Below are 17,700 nucleotides of genomic sequence, written 5' to 3' on the forward strand. Positions count from 1 at the left end.
ATAGCAAAGACCCCTGCGCACGCTTCGGGGACGGCGAACCTGACAGAGACGGCAATGACAAAACCACGTTCGAAAAAGGCGCTTTACATCGGCCTGCCGCTGGCCCTGGCGATCAGCGCCGGCGCCGGTTTTGCGGCCTGGGATTACTGGTTCAAGGGCAACCCCGGTTACCCGGTCAAGGTGATGAAACAGGCCGATGAACTCCAGGAACGCATGCTCTCGTTCGACAGCCACATCACCGTGCCCATGGATTTCGGCACCGCCGGCAACGAAGCCGACAAGGACGGCAGCGGCCAGTTCGACCTGGTCAAGAGCGGGCGCGGACGTTTGTCCGGTGCGGCCCTGACCATCTTTGGCTGGCCGGAAATCTGGAACGGCGACAACGCCCCGCACCGCCCCACCGCCGGTTTCGTCGACGAGGCACGCTTCGAACAGGAAACCCGCTACAAGATCATCAGCACGATGGTGCGCGATTTCCCCAATCAGGTCGCCATCGCCTACACCCCCGACGATTTCCGCCGTCTGCATGGCGAAGGCAAGTTCGCGATCTTCCTGAGCATGCTCAATGCCTATCCACTGGGTAACGACCTCAACGCCCTGGACAAGTGGGCCGCTCGCGGCATGCGCATGTTCGGTTTCAGTTACGTGGGCAACAACGCCTGGGCCGACTCGTCGCGACCGCTGCCGTTTTTCAACGACTCCCGGGACGCCCTCGGCGGCCTGTCGGAGATCGGCAAACAAGCGGTGCACCGTCTCAACGACCTCGGTGTAATCATCGATGTGTCGCAGATGTCGACCAAGGCCCTGGAGCAAGTCGCCCAATTGAGCCGCACCCCGATGGTCGCCTCCCACTCGGCGCCACGGGCGCTGGTGGACATCCCGCGCAACCTCAGCGACCAGGAAATGCAGCTGATCAAGAACAGCGGCGGCGTGGTGCAGATTGTCGGCTTCCCGACGTATATCCGTCCGCTGAGCCAGGCCACCCAGGACAAGCTCAACGCCCTGCGCGCCCGCTTCGACTTGCAACCGCTGCAAGGGCTGGAGATGGCGCTGATGCCGGGCGATCCGGTGATCACCGTCTGGTCCGAGCAACGCTTCGGCGAGTACGCCAGCGAACTCTACGCGATAGTCGACGAAGAACCCAAGGCCACGCTCAAGGACTACGGCGACGCCATTGATTATGCGGTGAAGAAAATCGGCATCGACCATGTCGGCATCAGTTCCGACTTCAACGACGGCGGCGGCCTCGATGGCTGGAAGGACGTCAGCGAGGGCCGCAACGTGACGGCCGAGTTGCTCAGCCGCGGCTACAGCGAAGCCGATATCGCCAAGCTCTGGGGCGGCAATTTCCTGCGGGTCTGGGACCAGGTGCAGAAATCTTCCAGACCCGTGGCCAACCATTGATCCCGACTTTGCCAGGCGAACCGAATCCATGACCAACCGTCGTTCATTCCTCAAACAGGCCGGCATTCTCGCGGCGGGCCTGCCCCTTGGCGCCGCCGTGAACCTGCCGGCGCTGGCTGCCAGCCCGGCGCCGCTGGCCCGGGACAAATGGGCGCAACTGCGCCAGCTGTTCAATCAGGACCCGGATTACCTGCACTTCGCCAACTTCCTGGTGACCTCGCACCCCAAACCGGTGCGTGACGCGATCGAAAAACACCGCGCCAACCTCGACCGCAACCCCGGCCTGGCCATGGACTGGGACCTGGGAGAAAACGAAAAGCGCGAACAAGAAGTGCGCGTCTGGGCCGGTCGTTACCTCAAGGCCAGACCTGAGCAGATCGCCCTCACCGGCAGCACCACCGAAGGCTTGTCGATGATCTATGGTGGTATTCATGTGCGCCCGGACCAGGAAATCCTCACCAGCGAACACGAACACTACGCCACCAACTACGCCTTGGATTACCGCCAGCAAAAGGACGGGGTCAAGGTGCGCAAGCTCAAGCTGTTCGAAAGCACTCACACCCTTTCGGAAGATGAAGTGCTCGGCTTGATCGCCAAAGGCATTCGTCCCGAAACCCGTGTGCTGGGCTTGACCTGGGTGCAATCTGGCAGCGGCGTGAAACTGCCCATCGGCGAAATCGGCAAACTGGTGGACGAACACAACCGCAACCGCGCAGAGAAGGACCGCATCCTGTATGTGGTCGATGGCGTGCACGGCTTCGGCGTCGAGGACCTCGACTTCCCCGACATGCATTGCGACTTCTTCATTGCCGGCACCCACAAATGGATGTTCGGCCCGCGCGGCACCGGGATCATCTGCGCCCGTTCAGCCGAGCTCAAGGACGTGACGCCGACCATCCCGACCTTCTCCGAGGCGACCACCTTTTCCACCATCATGACCCCTGGCGGCTACCACAGCTTTGAACATCGCTGGGCGCTGGACGAAGCCTTCAAGCTGCACCTGGAGCTGGGCAAGGCCGAAGTCCAGGCACGCATCCATGCGCTCAACACCTACGCCAAGAATCGTCTGCTGGAGCATCCGCAAGTCGAGCTGGTCACACCGAAAAGCCCGGACCTGTCCGCCGGTTTCACCTTCTTCCGGATCAAGGACCGGGACTGCGAAAAAGTTGCGCTCCAGCTGATGCAGAACCGTGTGGTCTGCGACTCGGTCGAGCGCGACGTCGGCCCGGTAATCCGCATCGCCCCCGGCCTGCTCAACACTGAAAAAGATATCGACCGCTTCATCACCTTGCTGAGCAAGACCACCTGAACCCTGTGGGAGCGAGCTTGCTCGCGATGGCGGACTGTCAGTCGACATGGGTGTCGACTGACAGTCCGCCATCGCGAGCAAGCTCGCTCCCACAGGGGCCTGGCGCGATACCCGTTTTTTTATCGAGATAACGCATGAACAGTGATCTGCTACCCCGCCCGCTCAAGGCGCTCGCCCTGACCGCCCTCATGGCCGGCCTGCTGCCGGCCACCGCCCAAGCCGCTGCCGCTGCGCAACCCGGCAAGGTATTCAAGGACTGCCGCGATTGCCCGGAAATGGTCGTACTGCCCGCCGGCACCTTCACCATGGGCACCCCTGACGACGAAGTCGGGCGCGAACCCGACGAAGGTCCGATGCACGAAGTGACCTTCGCCAAGCCGTTCGCCATGAGCCGCTTCCAGGTCACCGCCGGTGAGTGGGACAGTTACGTGCACGAAAGTGGCGTGACCATCGCCAATGGCGACCCCCGCCCCGGTCGCGAGTGCATCGCCAGCAAGCCGCGCTATCCCCAGAGCCCGCGCCAGCCCGCGGTGTGCATGAACTTCGATGACGTGAAAAACTACGTCGCCTGGCTGTCGAAAAAAACCGGGCAGAAATATCGCATGGTCAGCGAGGCGCAACGCGAATATGCGGCACGCGGCGGCACCAAGGGTCCGTTCCCCTTCCCGTTCGATGAAGGCAAGGAATACAGCATCGCCAGGCACGCCAACACCTATGGCCCGGCGGACGGTTTCAGCTACAGCTCGCCAGTGGGCAGCTACCCGCCCAACGCGTTCGGCATGTACGACATGCACGGCAATGTGTATGAGTGGGTCGAAGACTGCGAACACCCGAACTACATCGGCGCCCCCACCGATGGCAGCGCCTGGGTCGAGGCCAACTGCGAAGCCATACGGATTCGTGGCAACGACTGGGGTGAAGCCCCGGTGTTCTCCCGCTCCGGTAACCGCAATAGCCAATACCCGCAAGAGCGCGGCGACTGGATGGGCTTCCGCATAGTCCGCGACCTCTAACCCGGCACGCGATCCCCTGTAGGAGCTGGCTCGACAGCGAAGAGGCCGTCACATCCAACATCATCGTTGCCTGTGACACCGCTATTTTGAGGCGACGCTGATCCCTGTAGGAGCTGCCGAAGGCTGCGATCTTTTGATCTTGTTTTTAAAAGCAAAGTCAAAAGATCGCAGCCTTTGGCAGCTCCTACAGGGATTGTGTGGGGTCAGTGAGCAATGCTTCACCGCCAGTCGGCGCCCTTGTAAATTAAGCCTCCCACCAGACGTTCTACTGGGTATCTGCCTTCACGACCCAAGGAACCGTCTTCCATGACCCAGCCAACCCGTGGCGCCATCGGCGAATTGTTCGCCCTGTTGAAACCCTTTCGGCTCATCGTCGCTGCGTCCATTTTCCTGGGCATGGTCGGCGGCCTGAGCGTCACGGTATTGCTGGCGACCATCAACAACGCCCTGCACTCGGAAACCGGCCTGACCCAGGGCGTCGTCGCGCTGTTCGCCGGCCTGTGCCTGCTGGCACTGGCCAGCTCGATCTGCTCGGACATCGGCACCAACTATGTCGGCCAACACATCATCGCCAAGCTGCGTAAACAGTTGGGCGAAAAAGTCCTGTCGGCCCCGATCGAGCAGATCGAGCGCTATCGCAGCCACCGCTTGATCCCGGTGCTGACCCACGACGTCGACACCATCAGCGACTTCGCCTTCGCCTTCGCGCCGCTGGCGATTTCCGTCACCGTGACCCTGGGCTGCATGGGCTACCTGGCGATTCTGTCGTGGCCGATGTTCCTGATCATGGTCGCCGCGATCCTGATCGGCACGGCGATCCAGGCCTATGCCCAAAGCAAGGGCGTGCAGGGTTTCATGGCCGCCCGCGATGCCGAAGACGAATTGCAAAAACACTACAACGCGATTGCCGAAGGCGCCAAGGAACTGCGCATTCACCGCCCTCGCCGCCAGCGCATGTTCGTCTCGGGCATCAAGGCCACCGCCGAGTTCATCTGCAACACCCAGGTGCGCTCGATCAACACCTTCGTCATCGCCAAGACCTTCGGCTCGATGCTGTTCTTCGTGGTGATCGGCCTGGCCCTGGCGCTGCAAACCTACTGGCCGAGCGCCGACAAAACCGTGATGAGCGGCTTCGTGCTGGTGCTGCTGTACATGAAAGGCCCACTGGAGCATCTGATCAGCACCTTGCCCATCGTCAGCCGTGCGCAGATTGCTTTTCGCCGGATCGCCGAGTTGTCCGAACAATTTTCCACCCCTGAACCGCATCTGCTGCTCAACGATCAGGGCAACGTCCAGCCAGCGGTGCACGAACTGAAACTGGCCGATGTGCGTTTCAGCTTCCCGGCAGCCGAAGGTGCCGCGCCGTTCCAGTTGGGGCCGGTGAACCTGACGATCAAGCAAGGCGACATCACCTTCATCGTCGGCGAGAACGGCTGTGGCAAGACCACGCTGATCAAGTTGCTGCTGGGCCTGTACACGCCGCAGCAGGGTGAAATCCGCGTCAACGGCGTGGCCATCGACGCGCAGAACCGCGACGACTATCGCCAGTTGTTCACCACCATTTTCGCCGACTATTACCTGTTCGATGACGTGGTCCAGGGCGATACGCACATCCCCGAAGACGCCAACAAGTACCTGCAACGGCTGGAGATCGCGCACAAGGTCAGCGTCAAGGACGGCAATTTCACCACCACCGACCTCTCCACCGGCCAACGCAAACGCCTGGCCCTGGTCAATGCCTGGCTCGAAGAACGTCCGGTGCTGGTGTTCGATGAATGGGCGGCCGATCAGGACCCGACCTTCCGCCGGATCTTCTACACCGAGCTGCTGCCGGACCTCAAGCGCCAGGGCAAGACCATCATCGTGATCTCCCACGATGACCGGTATTTCGATGTGGCGGATCAGTTGGTGCGCATGGAAAGCGGCCGGGTTGTCACTGAACTGGCCCCCGCCTGAACGCTATTTACCTGTGGGAGCGAGCTTGCTCGCGATGAGGCCATCACATTCAACATTGATGGTGATTGACCCACCGCTATCGTCGGATCGCCGCCCGGAGCAAGCTCGCTCCCACAGGTTTTTCACTGACGGGCTGGCATCTGGGCTGGCCCACTCCTCCCCGTTTCTGCGCAGCTTTGCTCCTCCGTAAATTTATTTTCCCGGTTTCTTTCCGGTTTTCCGTTCGTGCTGCGTCTAATAATCATTCTTATTAACAAAAACTCTGCACAACACTTTTTCAGGAGCTCAGGTAAGTAATGCGACCTCTAACCCGCCGCACACCTCTCGCGCTGGCCGTACAGCGCCCGACTTTGCATCGCACCCTGTTCACCAGCGTACTGCTGACCGCCACCTTGCTGGGGAGCTCGATGGCCAATGCGGCACCTGTAAAAGTGAGTATCCCGGTCCAGCCGCTGTCCAGCGCGCTGACTGAACTGGGCATGCAGACCAACCTGCAGATCCTCTACAGCCCGGACCAGGTCGCCGGGATCAAGTCCCGTGCGGTGTCCGGTTCGCTGGAGCCTTCCCAGGCCCTTTCTGAACTGCTCAAGGGCACCGGCATTTCGTTCCAGATCAACGGCAACACTGTCACCCTGGTGTCCGGCGGCGGCTCCAGCCTGCAACTGGGCGCAACCACCATTTCCGGCCAGGCCCTGGGGCTGACCACCGAAGACACCGGTTCCTACACCACCGGCGCGACCACCACTGCCACCAAGCTGCCGCTGACCCTGCGTGAAACGCCGCAATCGGTGACCGTGGTGACTCGTCAGCAGATGGATGATCGTGGTGTCACCAGCGTCGCCGACGCCTTGCGCAATACTCCGGGCGTTACGTCGCAGAAGTACGACAGCGACCGTACCGAGTTTTCCGCGCGGGGCTTCGCTATCACCAACTTTCAATACGATGGCGTCAACATTCCTTATGACGGTGTCTACGGTGAAAATCCGAACAACGGCGACGACGCTGCAAACCTCGACCGCATCGAAGTCATCAAGGGTGCGACGGGCCTGATGACCGGCGCGGGTGACCCATCCGCCACCGTCAACCTGGTGCGCAAGAAGCCGACCAAGGACTTCAAGGCGTCGGTCAGCGCCACCGCCGGTTCCTGGGACAACTATCGCACCGAAGGCGACATCTCCGGTTCGTTGAACGATAGCGGCACCGTGCGCGGCCGCTTTGTCGGCGCCCTGCAGGACAAAGATTCGTACATCGACCATTACAGCCAGAAGAAAGACCTGTACTACGGCATCCTCCAAGCGGACCTGACCGACGACACCCTGCTGACCCTGGGCGTCGACAAGTCCAGCGCCACCCCGCGCGGCAGCTCCTGGACCGGTAACACGGTTTACTTTGCCGACGGCGGCCGTACAGACTTCTCTCGCAGCTTCAACCCGGGCGCCGACTGGAGCCGTCGTGATTTCGACAGCACCACTTACTTCGCATCTTTGGAGCAAGCACTGGCCAACGACTGGAAGTTCAAGGCCAGTTTCGATCAGAAAACCACCGATCACGACACCCAACTGGCTTCGGCCAGCGGCGGTGCCCCGGACCGCGCTACCGGCGAAGGCATGTTCCTTTACTGGGGGCGTTGGGAAGGCCATCGCGTGCAGAATACAGCCGACGTGAACGTCTCCGGCCCGTTCTCCCTGGGCGGTCGCGAGCATGAACTGGTGGCTGGCTTCATGACGTCCCACTCCCGTCAGACGGGTGCCAACTTTGGCGCTCCCGGCTCCGATGGACTGGTTCCTGGAAGCATCTATGACTGGAACGGCGATCTGGCAAAACCGGACTTTCCGAAAATCGGCAAATACGAGCGCACTCTGAGCCAGAACGGCGCTTACCTGGCCACGCGCCTGCGTCCGACCGACGACCTGTCATTCATCCTCGGCGGCCGTGTGAGCACCTACAAGTACAACGAGGATTACAGCTACTACTCAGGCGCCGGCACCGACACACACGCCAGCTACAAGGAACACGGCGTCGTCACGCCTTACGCCGGTGTGGTCTATGACCTGGACGACACCTACTCGGTCTACGCCAGCTACACCAGCATCTATCAGCCACAAATCAACAAGGACGCCAGCGGCAAGACCCTGGAACCGGTTGAAGGCAACAGCTACGAGACCGGTCTGAAAGCGGCCTACTTCGAAGGAAAACTGAACGCCAGCCTTGCCTTTTTCCGCATCGAGCAGGACAACGTTGCTGAGTCGATCGGCACCAATGAGATTACCGGCGACGGCATTTACAAAGCCGTCGACGGTGCCACCACTAATGGCGTTGAACTGGAACTGGCCGGCGAACTGGCACAGGACTGGAACATATCGGCCGGGTACACCTATGCCCGTACCCGCGACAAGGACGAACAGCGCATCTTCGGTTTCCCGCTGGCTACCAGCAAACCGGAACACGTAGTACGCACATTCACCACCTACCGCCTGCCCGGCGCCCTGGACCAGGTCACCGTTGGTGGCGGTGTCAGCTGGCAGAGTGCTTTTTACGGCCAGAGCTTCAGCCCTAACGTGGGCAATGGCGAGCCCGGTGCGACCTCGCTCAAGCAAGGCGGCTACACCCTCGTAGACCTGATGAGCCGTTACCAGTACGACGACCACCTGAGCTTCACAGTTAATGCTTACAACGTCTTCGACAAACGGTACCTGACCGGCCTGGGCAACTTCGGCACCACGTTCTACGGCGAGCCGCGCAACCTGCAACTCACCGCGAAGTATGATTTCTGAGCGCTGAGCTGAACTGAAAAATGCCCGTGTCGTGAGATGCGGGCATTTTTTTGGCTGAGAGTTTTATGGTGACTGTGATGCCGTCTTCGCGAGCAAGCTCGCTCCCAAAGGGGATCTTCAGTGAATACAGAATTTATGTTCACATCGGCCACCTGTGGGAGCGAGCTTGCTCGCGAAGGCGATGGCCGCCCTGCTACAAATCCCGGCACCAGACATCAGGCGAAGGAGCAATGATTACTAAGGCGGGTCGAGTCGATCCAACGCCCGATTCACCGCCAACTCCCCCAGCATGATGACCTGCGCAATCCCCAGCAGTGAATGGCGGCCAGGCCCCTCCATATGGTCCGCCAGGTCCATGGTCATGACATTGGCCGATGCCAGCGACTCGCAAGCATGGGCCAGCAGAGTCTCGGTATCGAGCTCGGGGTTGACGATGAACATGGTCCCCGGTGTGCGCGGAGTGGCCATGATGTTGGCGGCCGGATTGAGGTGATGGTCGAGCGCGTGTTCGGCGGCTTCCAGGGGCTTTTTTGAATCGAGGTTTTCGTAGGGGGATGCCGGATCGTTGTCCGGCGGATTGGGCGTTACCTTGAACATAGATGAAACTCCTAATGCGAATAACAAAGGAGCCATCACCCTCGCTACCAAACGAAAGGTGGCGGCCATACGCGGGTTGGTAGACCGGTCGCACTAGGAACCCCGGCGCCCCCGAAGGAGCCCTGCGCATGACCACCATAAAACAGAGTCCGGAGAAAGCGACTGCGTAAGGTGGCGCTATGCGCCTAATACGAAACGGGCTACCAAACCCGATCGCTGTTTTTCAGCGACCGACAAACGATAGAGCCCGCACCCAAGGCGCACAAGCCGGCGGATTCTGGAGTAACTGTAGGCAATGACGCAAGGCGTTGTGGCTTTCGGGAAGTAACCTGGCTGGCAATTAAACATGCTGCAAATTGCTCGCATAAGAACCGCGAATAGCGGTGGAACAACCCTCACTCTGATCGCTTAAATGCTGTCCGATACCGCCGCGCGCCCCCCTTCGCCAAACCCGCAAAAATCCTACAGATCAGACGCGCCACCATCTCGGACGCATCCTACGCGTGTATCAGAAGCTTCCTATCCCAACTTTTGTCAGATTCGTGAAAGCTGTCGAGTACTTGAATGAGGGTGGAAATTAAGCCTCCCCGTATGCCTATCCATACTTGGGAGGATTTAACGTGAATGCCCTGCCCGTCTTCTTCGACCACAGCCGCCATTAACTCTGGGTCCGCGATCTTGCGACCCACCTCGACGTCCTCGCCTTCCACGGTGAAGAGCGCCTAAGCCACCCCTTCGTGCTGAACAATCAGAGAAAAACCGCGCCAGGTTCAGTTGTGGTTGCTGCTGTTTCAATAACTCAACTACTCAAGGACTGATATGAATGACACCCTGCACCGTACGGATACACTCAACCCTTCCAAAGATGTTACATGCGGCAAACAGAAATATTACTGGGTGGAATTCCAATTACTGGACGAACAGGGCGAGCCCGTCGCGAACATGCCCTATCGGGCGATTAATGACGCCACCCGCACCGGCTATGTGTCCGAATATGCTGGCCAGAGCGACGCCCAGGGCTTAATCCGTCTTGACGGCCTGCACCCGCTATCCATCACTCTCAAGATCGAGGCCGGTCCTCTGCTCGAGCAGATGCAGACTCGCCGCCTGCGTGCCGAACGGCCCGAGCCACCCCGGCCAGGTGTAGGGGACCGCACTCCGCTGTATGGGCCACAGCGTTCGGGTTTTTCGCCAATTGAAGAACAGTCTCATGCAGCAGGCCACGGCTACCGCTACCTGCGCATCGGCCAATTATGCGATCGGAAGCCCACTTTCGATCCGCCCTTGGCTGATCCGAATCAGCTTCCGGCCTTCCATTTTCCGGACCTGTCATACAGCGGTTTTACCGTTGGTGACGACCAACTGGCTCGTCGTCATGTGTTGGAGATCTGCCCGTTTCGTGCCTGGTCGCTGACGTTGCACCACCAGGCTGACTACAGCCTCGCCAATGCTTACAACCTGGGACTGATGAGCATTCTGGCTTACAGCGCACAGTCCGAAAACGAACTGGGTTCGGTCAAGGAGCTGTTCGAGCAGCAATGCCTGGATCTGTCACGCACGCCCCGAGTTTGGGATAACGGCCAGGCATGGCCTTGTCTGGTGAGTGACGTTCCCTTTCGCGATCGCTACACAGCGGTCAAGTCATTGGATACCAGATTGGCAATACCCCCAGAAGGCAATACTCAATTCTTTTACGCCATAAGTGCATCCCAGGTGTTGGTGGCTTGGCGCGGCACCGAAATGAATGGTCTGGCCGACTTGAGCACCGATTTGACTTTTCGCCCGGTGAAACCGGAGGTCGCGGCCAATTGCGAGCCGAAGGTGCCCTGTGCTGATCTGGTTCCAGAGGGCAGTGTGCATCTGGGTTTTCGCGATGCGTTTGAAATAGCCAGGAGGATTTATGCCACGGATCTGGGGGAGACGATTCCGGAAAACGCATTTGAAAAAAAGCTGTTCATCTGCGGACATAGTCTCGGTGGTGCCCTCGGTCTAGTTCATGCCGCCTCACTGAAAGACCGCAATCCGCTCCTGTATACCTACGGCATGCCACGCACCTTTACCCTCAAGGCCATTCAGTCCTTGAGCGAGCTATGGCATTTCCGCCATGTCAACGACACCGACCTCGTCCCCCGTGTGCCGCCCGAAGCGGCACTGGACAATCATTTTTACGACGTCTACGGCTCAATGGGTACCGTAATGGGTTTTAGCTGGTCTTCAGGCCGGGCACTGGCCAGTACGATCTTCAAACACGGTGATCCGTTCAGCCATCACGGCGAACTCGCCATGTTTCTCAAGGCCGAGCAGCACCGGGAACAGGGAATCACCCCATACCCCGCTTACCGCAAACCGGACGGCGCGCCCTATCGCAGCAACATCACGGTGAAGTTGCAGGAAATGGCCAAGCCGTATCTGGTTCCAAGCCTTGGCGAGGCCGAAGACCAACAGGCCGAGCAGGCCCAGGAACGTCTGATCACGTCCCTGAGCGCCGAGAGTCGTGCCCGATTCTTTCCGCGCCACAGTCACCCGGATATAAACCGCCTGCTGAGTATTGGCGATCACCTCATGTCGCAGTACCAACCCTATATCCACAATCAGTTGCTGGAATCGATCGACCCGGAGCGCAATCCGTCACTGGAGCGCCAGGTGCAGCGGAGCAAGTTCAAGCAGCAGATGAAGGGCAACTACGCAACCATTCCTGCGGCTGAGTACGAGCGTAACAGCGTGTTCCTGGAATTACAGAAGCTGGTTGACCAAGCGTTGGGGGTAACGCAACAGGCCGAGGGCGGTACAGAAGCGCTACAGCGCTTCAATGCCATCGCTGACCCACGAGCCTATTACGAGAAAACCTACGGTTAAGCCCATGAACGCGACAAAGGACAAAAACATGCGTCACAGGCTACCCGTCGTTTTAATCACACTGTTTTTCAGCCTCAGTGGTTGCAGTCAGGATTACAGCCTGGCGCCGCCTGCGGACAGTGAAAAAGTAACCGTAACAGTAAAACTGCCGAAAGAGCTTGAAGCTAGAAGTATGCAAGTAGTGTATCGCTCGACTCGATGTACGTTTACCGATCACACAGCCAGTGGCAAATCCTATCAACGCGATGGGTATCAGAGTAGCAATGTAGAACCCATGCGGCAGGGTCAGAGCGACCTATACGAAGCGAAAATATCGATGGATGGTGGTGGCGCATGTAAATGGCGTTTGAGCAACGTGACCTTTGGCGTTACCTATGGTGATCCAATGTTTTTTGGCGAAGACGTGACCCATGGCGCGGGAGGAGGTGTGGTCGTGATCTTCGACCATAACAACTCACCTCGAGGCGGAGCGGATATCAAGGTTGAAGGAGATTTGACGATTAAGAAAGATTACTACCCATGGATAAAAGAGGCTTTCTTAGGTGGATACAGCAAACGTGTCAGCCTTACAGGTGACGGCGGTATTTATCTCATGTATCAGGCATTACAAGCCCGCCAGGTGTATTTCGAACCCATCCTGCATTCAGACTTTACGATTTACTCCAAGCAACCGAAGGAGAAGAAAGAGGGCAACTACACGGCTTTCACCTACCCCGACGGCACCACCGTGGCAGATGGAAAATGGCACCCTAACTTCTTGAGGCTCCAAACCATCCGCACCGGACGCGACGCCGATTGCTTTTCACGTTGGCGTTACGCCAACTGTCCAGACCGCCGCCCACAACTATTACCCGATTGGCTGCCCGAGCCCGGCAAACCGGGATTTGGACGCTACGTCGTTGCGGACGAGTGGGGCAATAAATTGCCGTCTTACTTCTATCGACTGGTCGGCGAAGACGGTCAGGTATTTCAAGGCTTGAGCGAACCCAACGGGCGCACGAAACCGTTGCCAGAAAGCGCGCATCCAGTGCGCAACGCCGAGTTTCCCAAGCGGGGATGGTGATGTATTGCGCGCAAATTCAGGTGTTCATGTTCTCCGCCAGTCTCCGAAGATTTGACAAAGGACAAAATCATGCGTCACAGGCTGCCCGTCGCTTTATTCACACTATTTTTCAGCCTCAGTGGTTGCAGTCAGGATTACAGCCTGGCGCCGCCTGCGGACAGCGAAAAAATAACCGTGACCGTGAAACTGCCCCAGGAACTGAAAACCGAAACCATGTGGGTAATGTATCGCTCCGCTACTTGTAAAAGCGTCAGTCATGGGGCCAGCGGCCAACGCGTAGAACAGGACGGTCATCATTCCGTTTATAAGGAATTTCAGCGTCAGGGGCAGAGTGATCTCTATCAAGTCGAGCTACCAAAAGATGGTGGCGGCGCGTGCAAATGGCATCTGGCCAATGTGACCTTTGGCGTTGTCTATGCCGATCCGGCTCGCTTTGGCGAGAACGTAATCGAAGGAGGAGGAGGAGGTGTCGTCGTGATCTTCGACCATAACAACTCACCTCGAGGCGGAGCGGATATCAAGGTTGAAGGAGATTTGACGATCAAGAAGGATTACTACCCTTGGATAAAAGAGGCGTTCTTAGGTGGATACAGTAAACGTGTCAGCCTTACAGGTGACGGCGGTATCTATCTCATGTATCAGGCATTACAAGCCCGCCAGGTGTATTTCGAACCCATCCTGCATTCAGACTTTACGATTTACTCCAAGCAACCGAAGGAGAAGAAAGAGGGCAACTACACGGCTTTCACCTATCCCGACGGCAGCACCGTGGCAGATGGAAAATGGCACCCTAACTTCTTGAGACTCCAAACCATCCGCACCGGACGCGACGCCGATTGCTTCGATATTTGGCGCTACGACAGTTGTCCAGACCGCCGCCCACAACTATTACCTGATTGGCTGCCCGAGCCCGACAAGCCGGGATTTGGACGCTACGTCGTTGCGGACGAGTGGGGCAATAAATTGCCGTCGTATTTCTATCGACTGGTCGGCGAAGACGGTCAGGTATTTCAAGACTTGAGCGAACCCAACGGGCGCACGAAACCGTTGCCAGAAAGTGCGCATCCAGTGCGCAAAGCCGAGTTTCCCAAGCGGGGATGGTGATGTATTGCGCGCAAATTCAGGTGTTCATGTTCTCCGCCAGTCATCAGCGAGGAGACCGTCATGGTGCGCCACTGTTTGTACGACGGCCGATGTTCACACCTGTTAGGAAAACCCGATGCTTAAGTCCGAAGATTTGACAAAGGACAAACCTATGCGTCACAGGCTGCCCGTCGTTTTATTCACACTGTTTTTCAGCCTCAGTGGTTGCAGTCAGGATTTCAGCCTGGCGCCGCCTGCGGACAGCGAAAAAATAACCGTGACCGTGAAACTGCCCCAGGAACTGAAAACTGAAACCATGTGGGTGATGTATCGCTCCGCTACTTGTAAAAGCGTCAGTCATGGGGCCAGCGGCCAACGCGTAGAACAGGACGGTCGTCATTCCGTTTATAAGGAATTTCAACGTCAGGGGCAGAGTGATCTTTATCAAGTCGAGCTGCCAAAAGATGGTGGCGGCGCGTGCAAATGGCATCTGGCCAATGTGACCTTTGGCGTTGTCTATGCCGATCCGGCTCGCTTTGGCGAGAACGTAATCGGAGGAGGAGGTGGTGGTGTGGTCGTGATCTTCGACCATAACAACTCACCACGAGGCGGAGCGGATATCAAGGTTGAAGGAGATTTGACGATCAAGAAGGACTATTACCCTTGGGTAAGTGAGGCCTTTCTTGGAGGTTATAGAAAACACATTAGTCTGGCAGGCGGAGGCGGTATTTATCTCAAGTATCAGGCATTACAAGCCCGTCAGGTGTATTTCGAACCTATCCTGCACTCGGACTTTACGATTTACTCCAAGCAACCGAAGGAAAAGAAAGAGGGCAACTACACGGCTTTCACCTATCCCGACGGCACCACCGTGGCAGATGGAAAATGGCACCCTAACTTCTTGAGACTCCAAACCATCCGCACCGGACGCGACGCCGATTGCTTCGATATTTGGCGCTACGCCAGCTGTCCAGACCGCCGCCCACAACTATTACCTGATTGGCTGCCCGAGCCCGACAAGCCGGGATTTGGACGCTACGTCGTTGCGGACGAGTGGGGCAATAAATTGCCGTCGTACTTCTATCGACTGGTCGGCGAAGACGGTCAGGTATTTCAAGACTTGAGCGAACCCAACTGGCGCACGAAACCGTTGCCAGAAAGCGCGCATCCAGTGCGCAAAGCCGAATTTCCCAAGCGGGTATGGTGATGCGTTGCGCGCAAAATCAGGTGTTCCAGTTCTCCGCCAGTAACCAGCGGGGAGACCGCCATGGTGCTCCAATGTTTGTACGACGGCCGATGTTAACACCTGTTAGGAAAACCCGATGCTTAAATCCGAAGATTTGACAACGGACAAAATCATGCGTCACAGGCTGCCCGTCGTTTTATTCACACTGTTTTTCAGCCTCAGTGGTTGCAGTCAGGATTACAGCCTAGCGCCGCCTGCGGACAGTGAAAAAGTAACCGTTACAGTAAAACTGCCGAAAGAGCTTCAAGCTAGAAGAATGCAAGTTATATATCGCTCAACCCGATGCACGTTTACCGATCACACGGCTAGTGGAAAATCTTATCAACGCGATGGATACCAACGTAGTGATGTAGAACTGATGCGGCAGGGGCAGAGCGACTTTTACGTGGCGAAGGTACCGATGGATGGTGGTGGGGCATGTCAATGGCGTTTGAGCAACCTGACCTTTGGGGTGAAGTACGGTGAACCGACGCTTTTTGGCGAGAACGTGACCTTTGGCGCAGGAGGTGGCGTGACTGTAATATTCGACCGCAACAATTCGCCACGAGGTGGAGCGAATATCAAGGTCGATGGGGATCTGACGATCAAGAAAGACTATTACCCTTGGGTGAGTGAATCATTTATTGGAAAGTATAAAAAGGACGTCAGTCTATTAAGCGAAGGTCCAGATTACTTCTTGACTTATCAGGCATTGCAGGCGCGCCAAGTGTATTTTGAGCCGATCCTGCACACCGATCTTCTGGTTAGCTCAGTAGGGCCTAAAGTAAAGAAAAAAGGTAACTACGCAGTTTTCACCTATCCCGATGGCAGCAGTGAAGCTGTGGCTCGTGCCAAGCCGGATTTCTTGAAACTACAAACTATCCGCACTGGAGGAGCCCGCGATTGTTTCACCGTCGGGCGTTACACCAACTGCCCAGACCGCCGTCCACAACTATTACCCGATTGGCTGCCCGAGCCCGGCAAACCGGGATTTGGACGCTACGTCGTTGCGGACGAGTGGGGCAATAAATTGCCGTCTTACTTCTATCGACTGGTCGGCGAAGACGGCCAGGTATTTCAAGACTTGAGCGAACCCAACGGGCGCACGAAACCGTTGCCAGAAAGTGCGCATCCAGTGCGCAAAGCCGAGTTTCCCAAGCGGGTATGGTGATGTCTTGTGCACAAAACCAGGTATTGGAGTTCTCCGCAAGTTACCAGTGGCGAGAGCACCATGAGTCGAAAAGATATCCCGACAAGGGTTCCTGGGGAAACGTGTTTCAACCGTGACTGGGTGGTTAATATGCCTTTATTGCGCGGAAGTATGGACTCAATACTCCGCGCAAATGTGACGCTGGTGTTCGTTCACATCACAAACGCGAACGCACCCAGCCCGCCAGCTCCGCATGAATCCCTCCCACCTCCCCCAACAACCCCGCCATGCGCAAAAAATCATGGGTCATGCCCGGCTGTTCCAGCAGCGTCACGTCATTACCAGCAGCTCGCAAGCGCTCGGCATAGGCCAGCCCTTCGTCATGCAACGGATCATGTCCGGCCAGGTACACCAGCGCCGGTGCGACGCCTGACAGGTCCTGTGCCAGCAGCGGCGAGCAGCGCCAGTCCGCCAGGTCTTGGGGCGTGCGTGCGTAATGGGCGTAGAACCAGTCCAGCGTCGGCGTTTCCAGCAGGTAGCCTTCGGCGAAGTCGCGGTGCGAGGCGCGTTTGGTGGTGGCATCTGTCACCGGGTACACCAGTACTTGCGCCTTGGGTTTCAACAGTAATTCAGCAGGTTCGCGCACGGACATGATCGACAGCACCGTGGCCAGGGTCGCGCCGACGCTGTCACCGGCCACGGCCACCCGCGTTGCATCCAGGCCATGGGCCGCGCCTTCGCGGACCAGCCAGTTACCCGCGTCGCAGGCGTCCTGCACCGGGGTCGGGAAACGCCATTCCGGTGCCAGGCGGTAATCCACCGTCAACAGGTCGAAGCCACCTTGGGCTGCCAGGCGTCGGCACAGTGCATCGTGGGAGTCGAGGCTGCCGACGACGTAACCGCCGCCGTGAAAATACAGCAGCACGGGCTGCAGTCCGTCGACCGAGGTGCCATCGCGATACAGCCGCGCCGACAGGCTATGGCCGTCCCGCGCGGCAATGGTGAAGTCCTCGCAGGTAACGCTGCCCAGCGGCACGTCAAGAAAGCCCGAGGAGGCTTCGAAGTCGATTCGTGCCTGTTGCGGTGACAGTTCATGCATGGCGCGGCTTTTGCCGGTCAGGCGGCCGAATTCGGCGAGTTCGAGAAATGCTTCAAGTTCTGGCAACACAGCCATGGGATGAATCCTTTTACGCAAAGAGGTCAATACAAAATCTTGAAACGAGCGGCGCTTTTGTAGGAGCTGTCGAGTGAAACGAGGCTGCGATCTTTT

General features: G+C 57.9%; 12 protein-coding genes. 10 read left to right on the top strand and 2 right to left on the bottom strand.

Annotation, left to right across the window (positions count from 1 at the left end):
• Positions 1–54: 54 nt before the first annotated feature.
• The 5 genes from pvdM to ACA067_RS22750 all read left to right on the top strand — a co-directional run bounded on the left by pvdM (position 55) and on the right by ACA067_RS22750 (position 8,456).
• A complete protein-coding gene (gene pvdM / locus ACA067_RS22730; RefSeq protein ID WP_497458596.1) occupies positions 55–1,404 on the top strand; it encodes a pyoverdine-tailoring dipeptidase-like protein PvdM in 1,350 nt (449 codons plus the stop codon).
• A gap of 28 nt (positions 1,405–1,432) precedes the next feature.
• Positions 1,433–2,713: a pyoverdine-tailoring periplasmic protein PvdN gene (gene pvdN, locus ACA067_RS22735; protein ID WP_497458597.1), complete on the top strand. Its 1,281-nt coding sequence runs from the start codon at positions 1,433–1,435 to the stop codon at positions 2,711–2,713.
• A 134-nt stretch (positions 2,714–2,847) separates the two neighbouring features.
• Positions 2,848–3,726, top strand: a complete 879-nt coding sequence (gene pvdO, locus ACA067_RS22740) for a dihydropyoverdine dehydrogenase (protein ID WP_497458598.1) — start codon at positions 2,848–2,850, stop codon at positions 3,724–3,726.
• A 306-nt stretch (positions 3,727–4,032) separates the two neighbouring features.
• Positions 4,033–5,682 (top strand): cyclic peptide export ABC transporter, encoded by a 1,650-nt coding sequence (locus ACA067_RS22745; RefSeq protein ID WP_497458599.1) that lies wholly within the window; start codon positions 4,033–4,035, stop codon positions 5,680–5,682.
• A 296-nt stretch (positions 5,683–5,978) separates the two neighbouring features.
• The gene (locus ACA067_RS22750) at positions 5,979–8,456 is read left to right on the top strand and encodes a TonB-dependent siderophore receptor (RefSeq protein ID WP_497458600.1); all 2,478 of its coding nucleotides are present in this window, start codon (positions 5,979–5,981) and stop codon (positions 8,454–8,456) included.
• 237 nt (positions 8,457–8,693) lie between these two features.
• On the opposite strand, the gene ACA067_RS22755 is transcribed toward ACA067_RS22750, so the two are convergent.
• Positions 8,694–9,053, bottom strand: coding sequence for a DUF6124 family protein (locus ACA067_RS22755; protein WP_497458601.1), 360 nt, complete (start codon positions 9,051–9,053; stop codon positions 8,694–8,696).
• An 819-nt stretch (positions 9,054–9,872) separates the two neighbouring features.
• On the opposite strand from ACA067_RS22755, the gene ACA067_RS22760 reads away from it, so the two are divergent.
• From ACA067_RS22760 to ACA067_RS22780, 5 genes are all read left to right on the top strand, one after another.
• Positions 9,873–11,909 carry a lipase family protein gene (locus ACA067_RS22760; protein ID WP_497458602.1) on the top strand — a complete coding sequence of 679 codons (2,037 nt, stop codon included), beginning with the start codon at positions 9,873–9,875 and terminating at the stop codon, positions 11,907–11,909.
• 4 nt (positions 11,910–11,913) lie between these two features.
• Entirely contained in the window at positions 11,914–12,972 is a 1,059-nt protein-coding gene (locus ACA067_RS22765; protein ID WP_497458603.1) for a hypothetical protein, read from the top strand.
• 69 nt (positions 12,973–13,041) lie between these two features.
• Positions 13,042–14,076 carry a hypothetical protein gene (locus tag ACA067_RS22770; RefSeq protein ID WP_497458604.1) on the top strand — a complete coding sequence of 345 codons (1,035 nt, stop codon included), beginning with the start codon at positions 13,042–13,044 and terminating at the stop codon, positions 14,074–14,076.
• Between the two features lie 115 nt (positions 14,077–14,191).
• Positions 14,192–15,262 (top strand): hypothetical protein, encoded by a 1,071-nt coding sequence (locus ACA067_RS22775; protein ID WP_497458605.1) that lies wholly within the window; start codon positions 14,192–14,194, stop codon positions 15,260–15,262.
• Positions 15,263–15,377: 115 nt separating this feature from the next.
• On the top strand, positions 15,378–16,451 hold the full coding sequence (locus ACA067_RS22780) for a hypothetical protein (protein WP_497458606.1): 1,074 nt from the start codon (positions 15,378–15,380) through the stop codon (positions 16,449–16,451).
• Between the two features lie 196 nt (positions 16,452–16,647).
• Here the strand turns inward: ACA067_RS22780 and ACA067_RS22785 are convergent, their stop codons facing one another.
• A complete protein-coding gene (locus ACA067_RS22785) occupies positions 16,648–17,604 on the bottom strand; it encodes an alpha/beta hydrolase (RefSeq protein WP_497458607.1) in 957 nt (318 codons plus the stop codon).
• Positions 17,605–17,700 lie beyond the last annotated feature (96 nt).

It is taken from the genome of Pseudomonas sp. LBUM1674, from assembly GCF_059695635.1.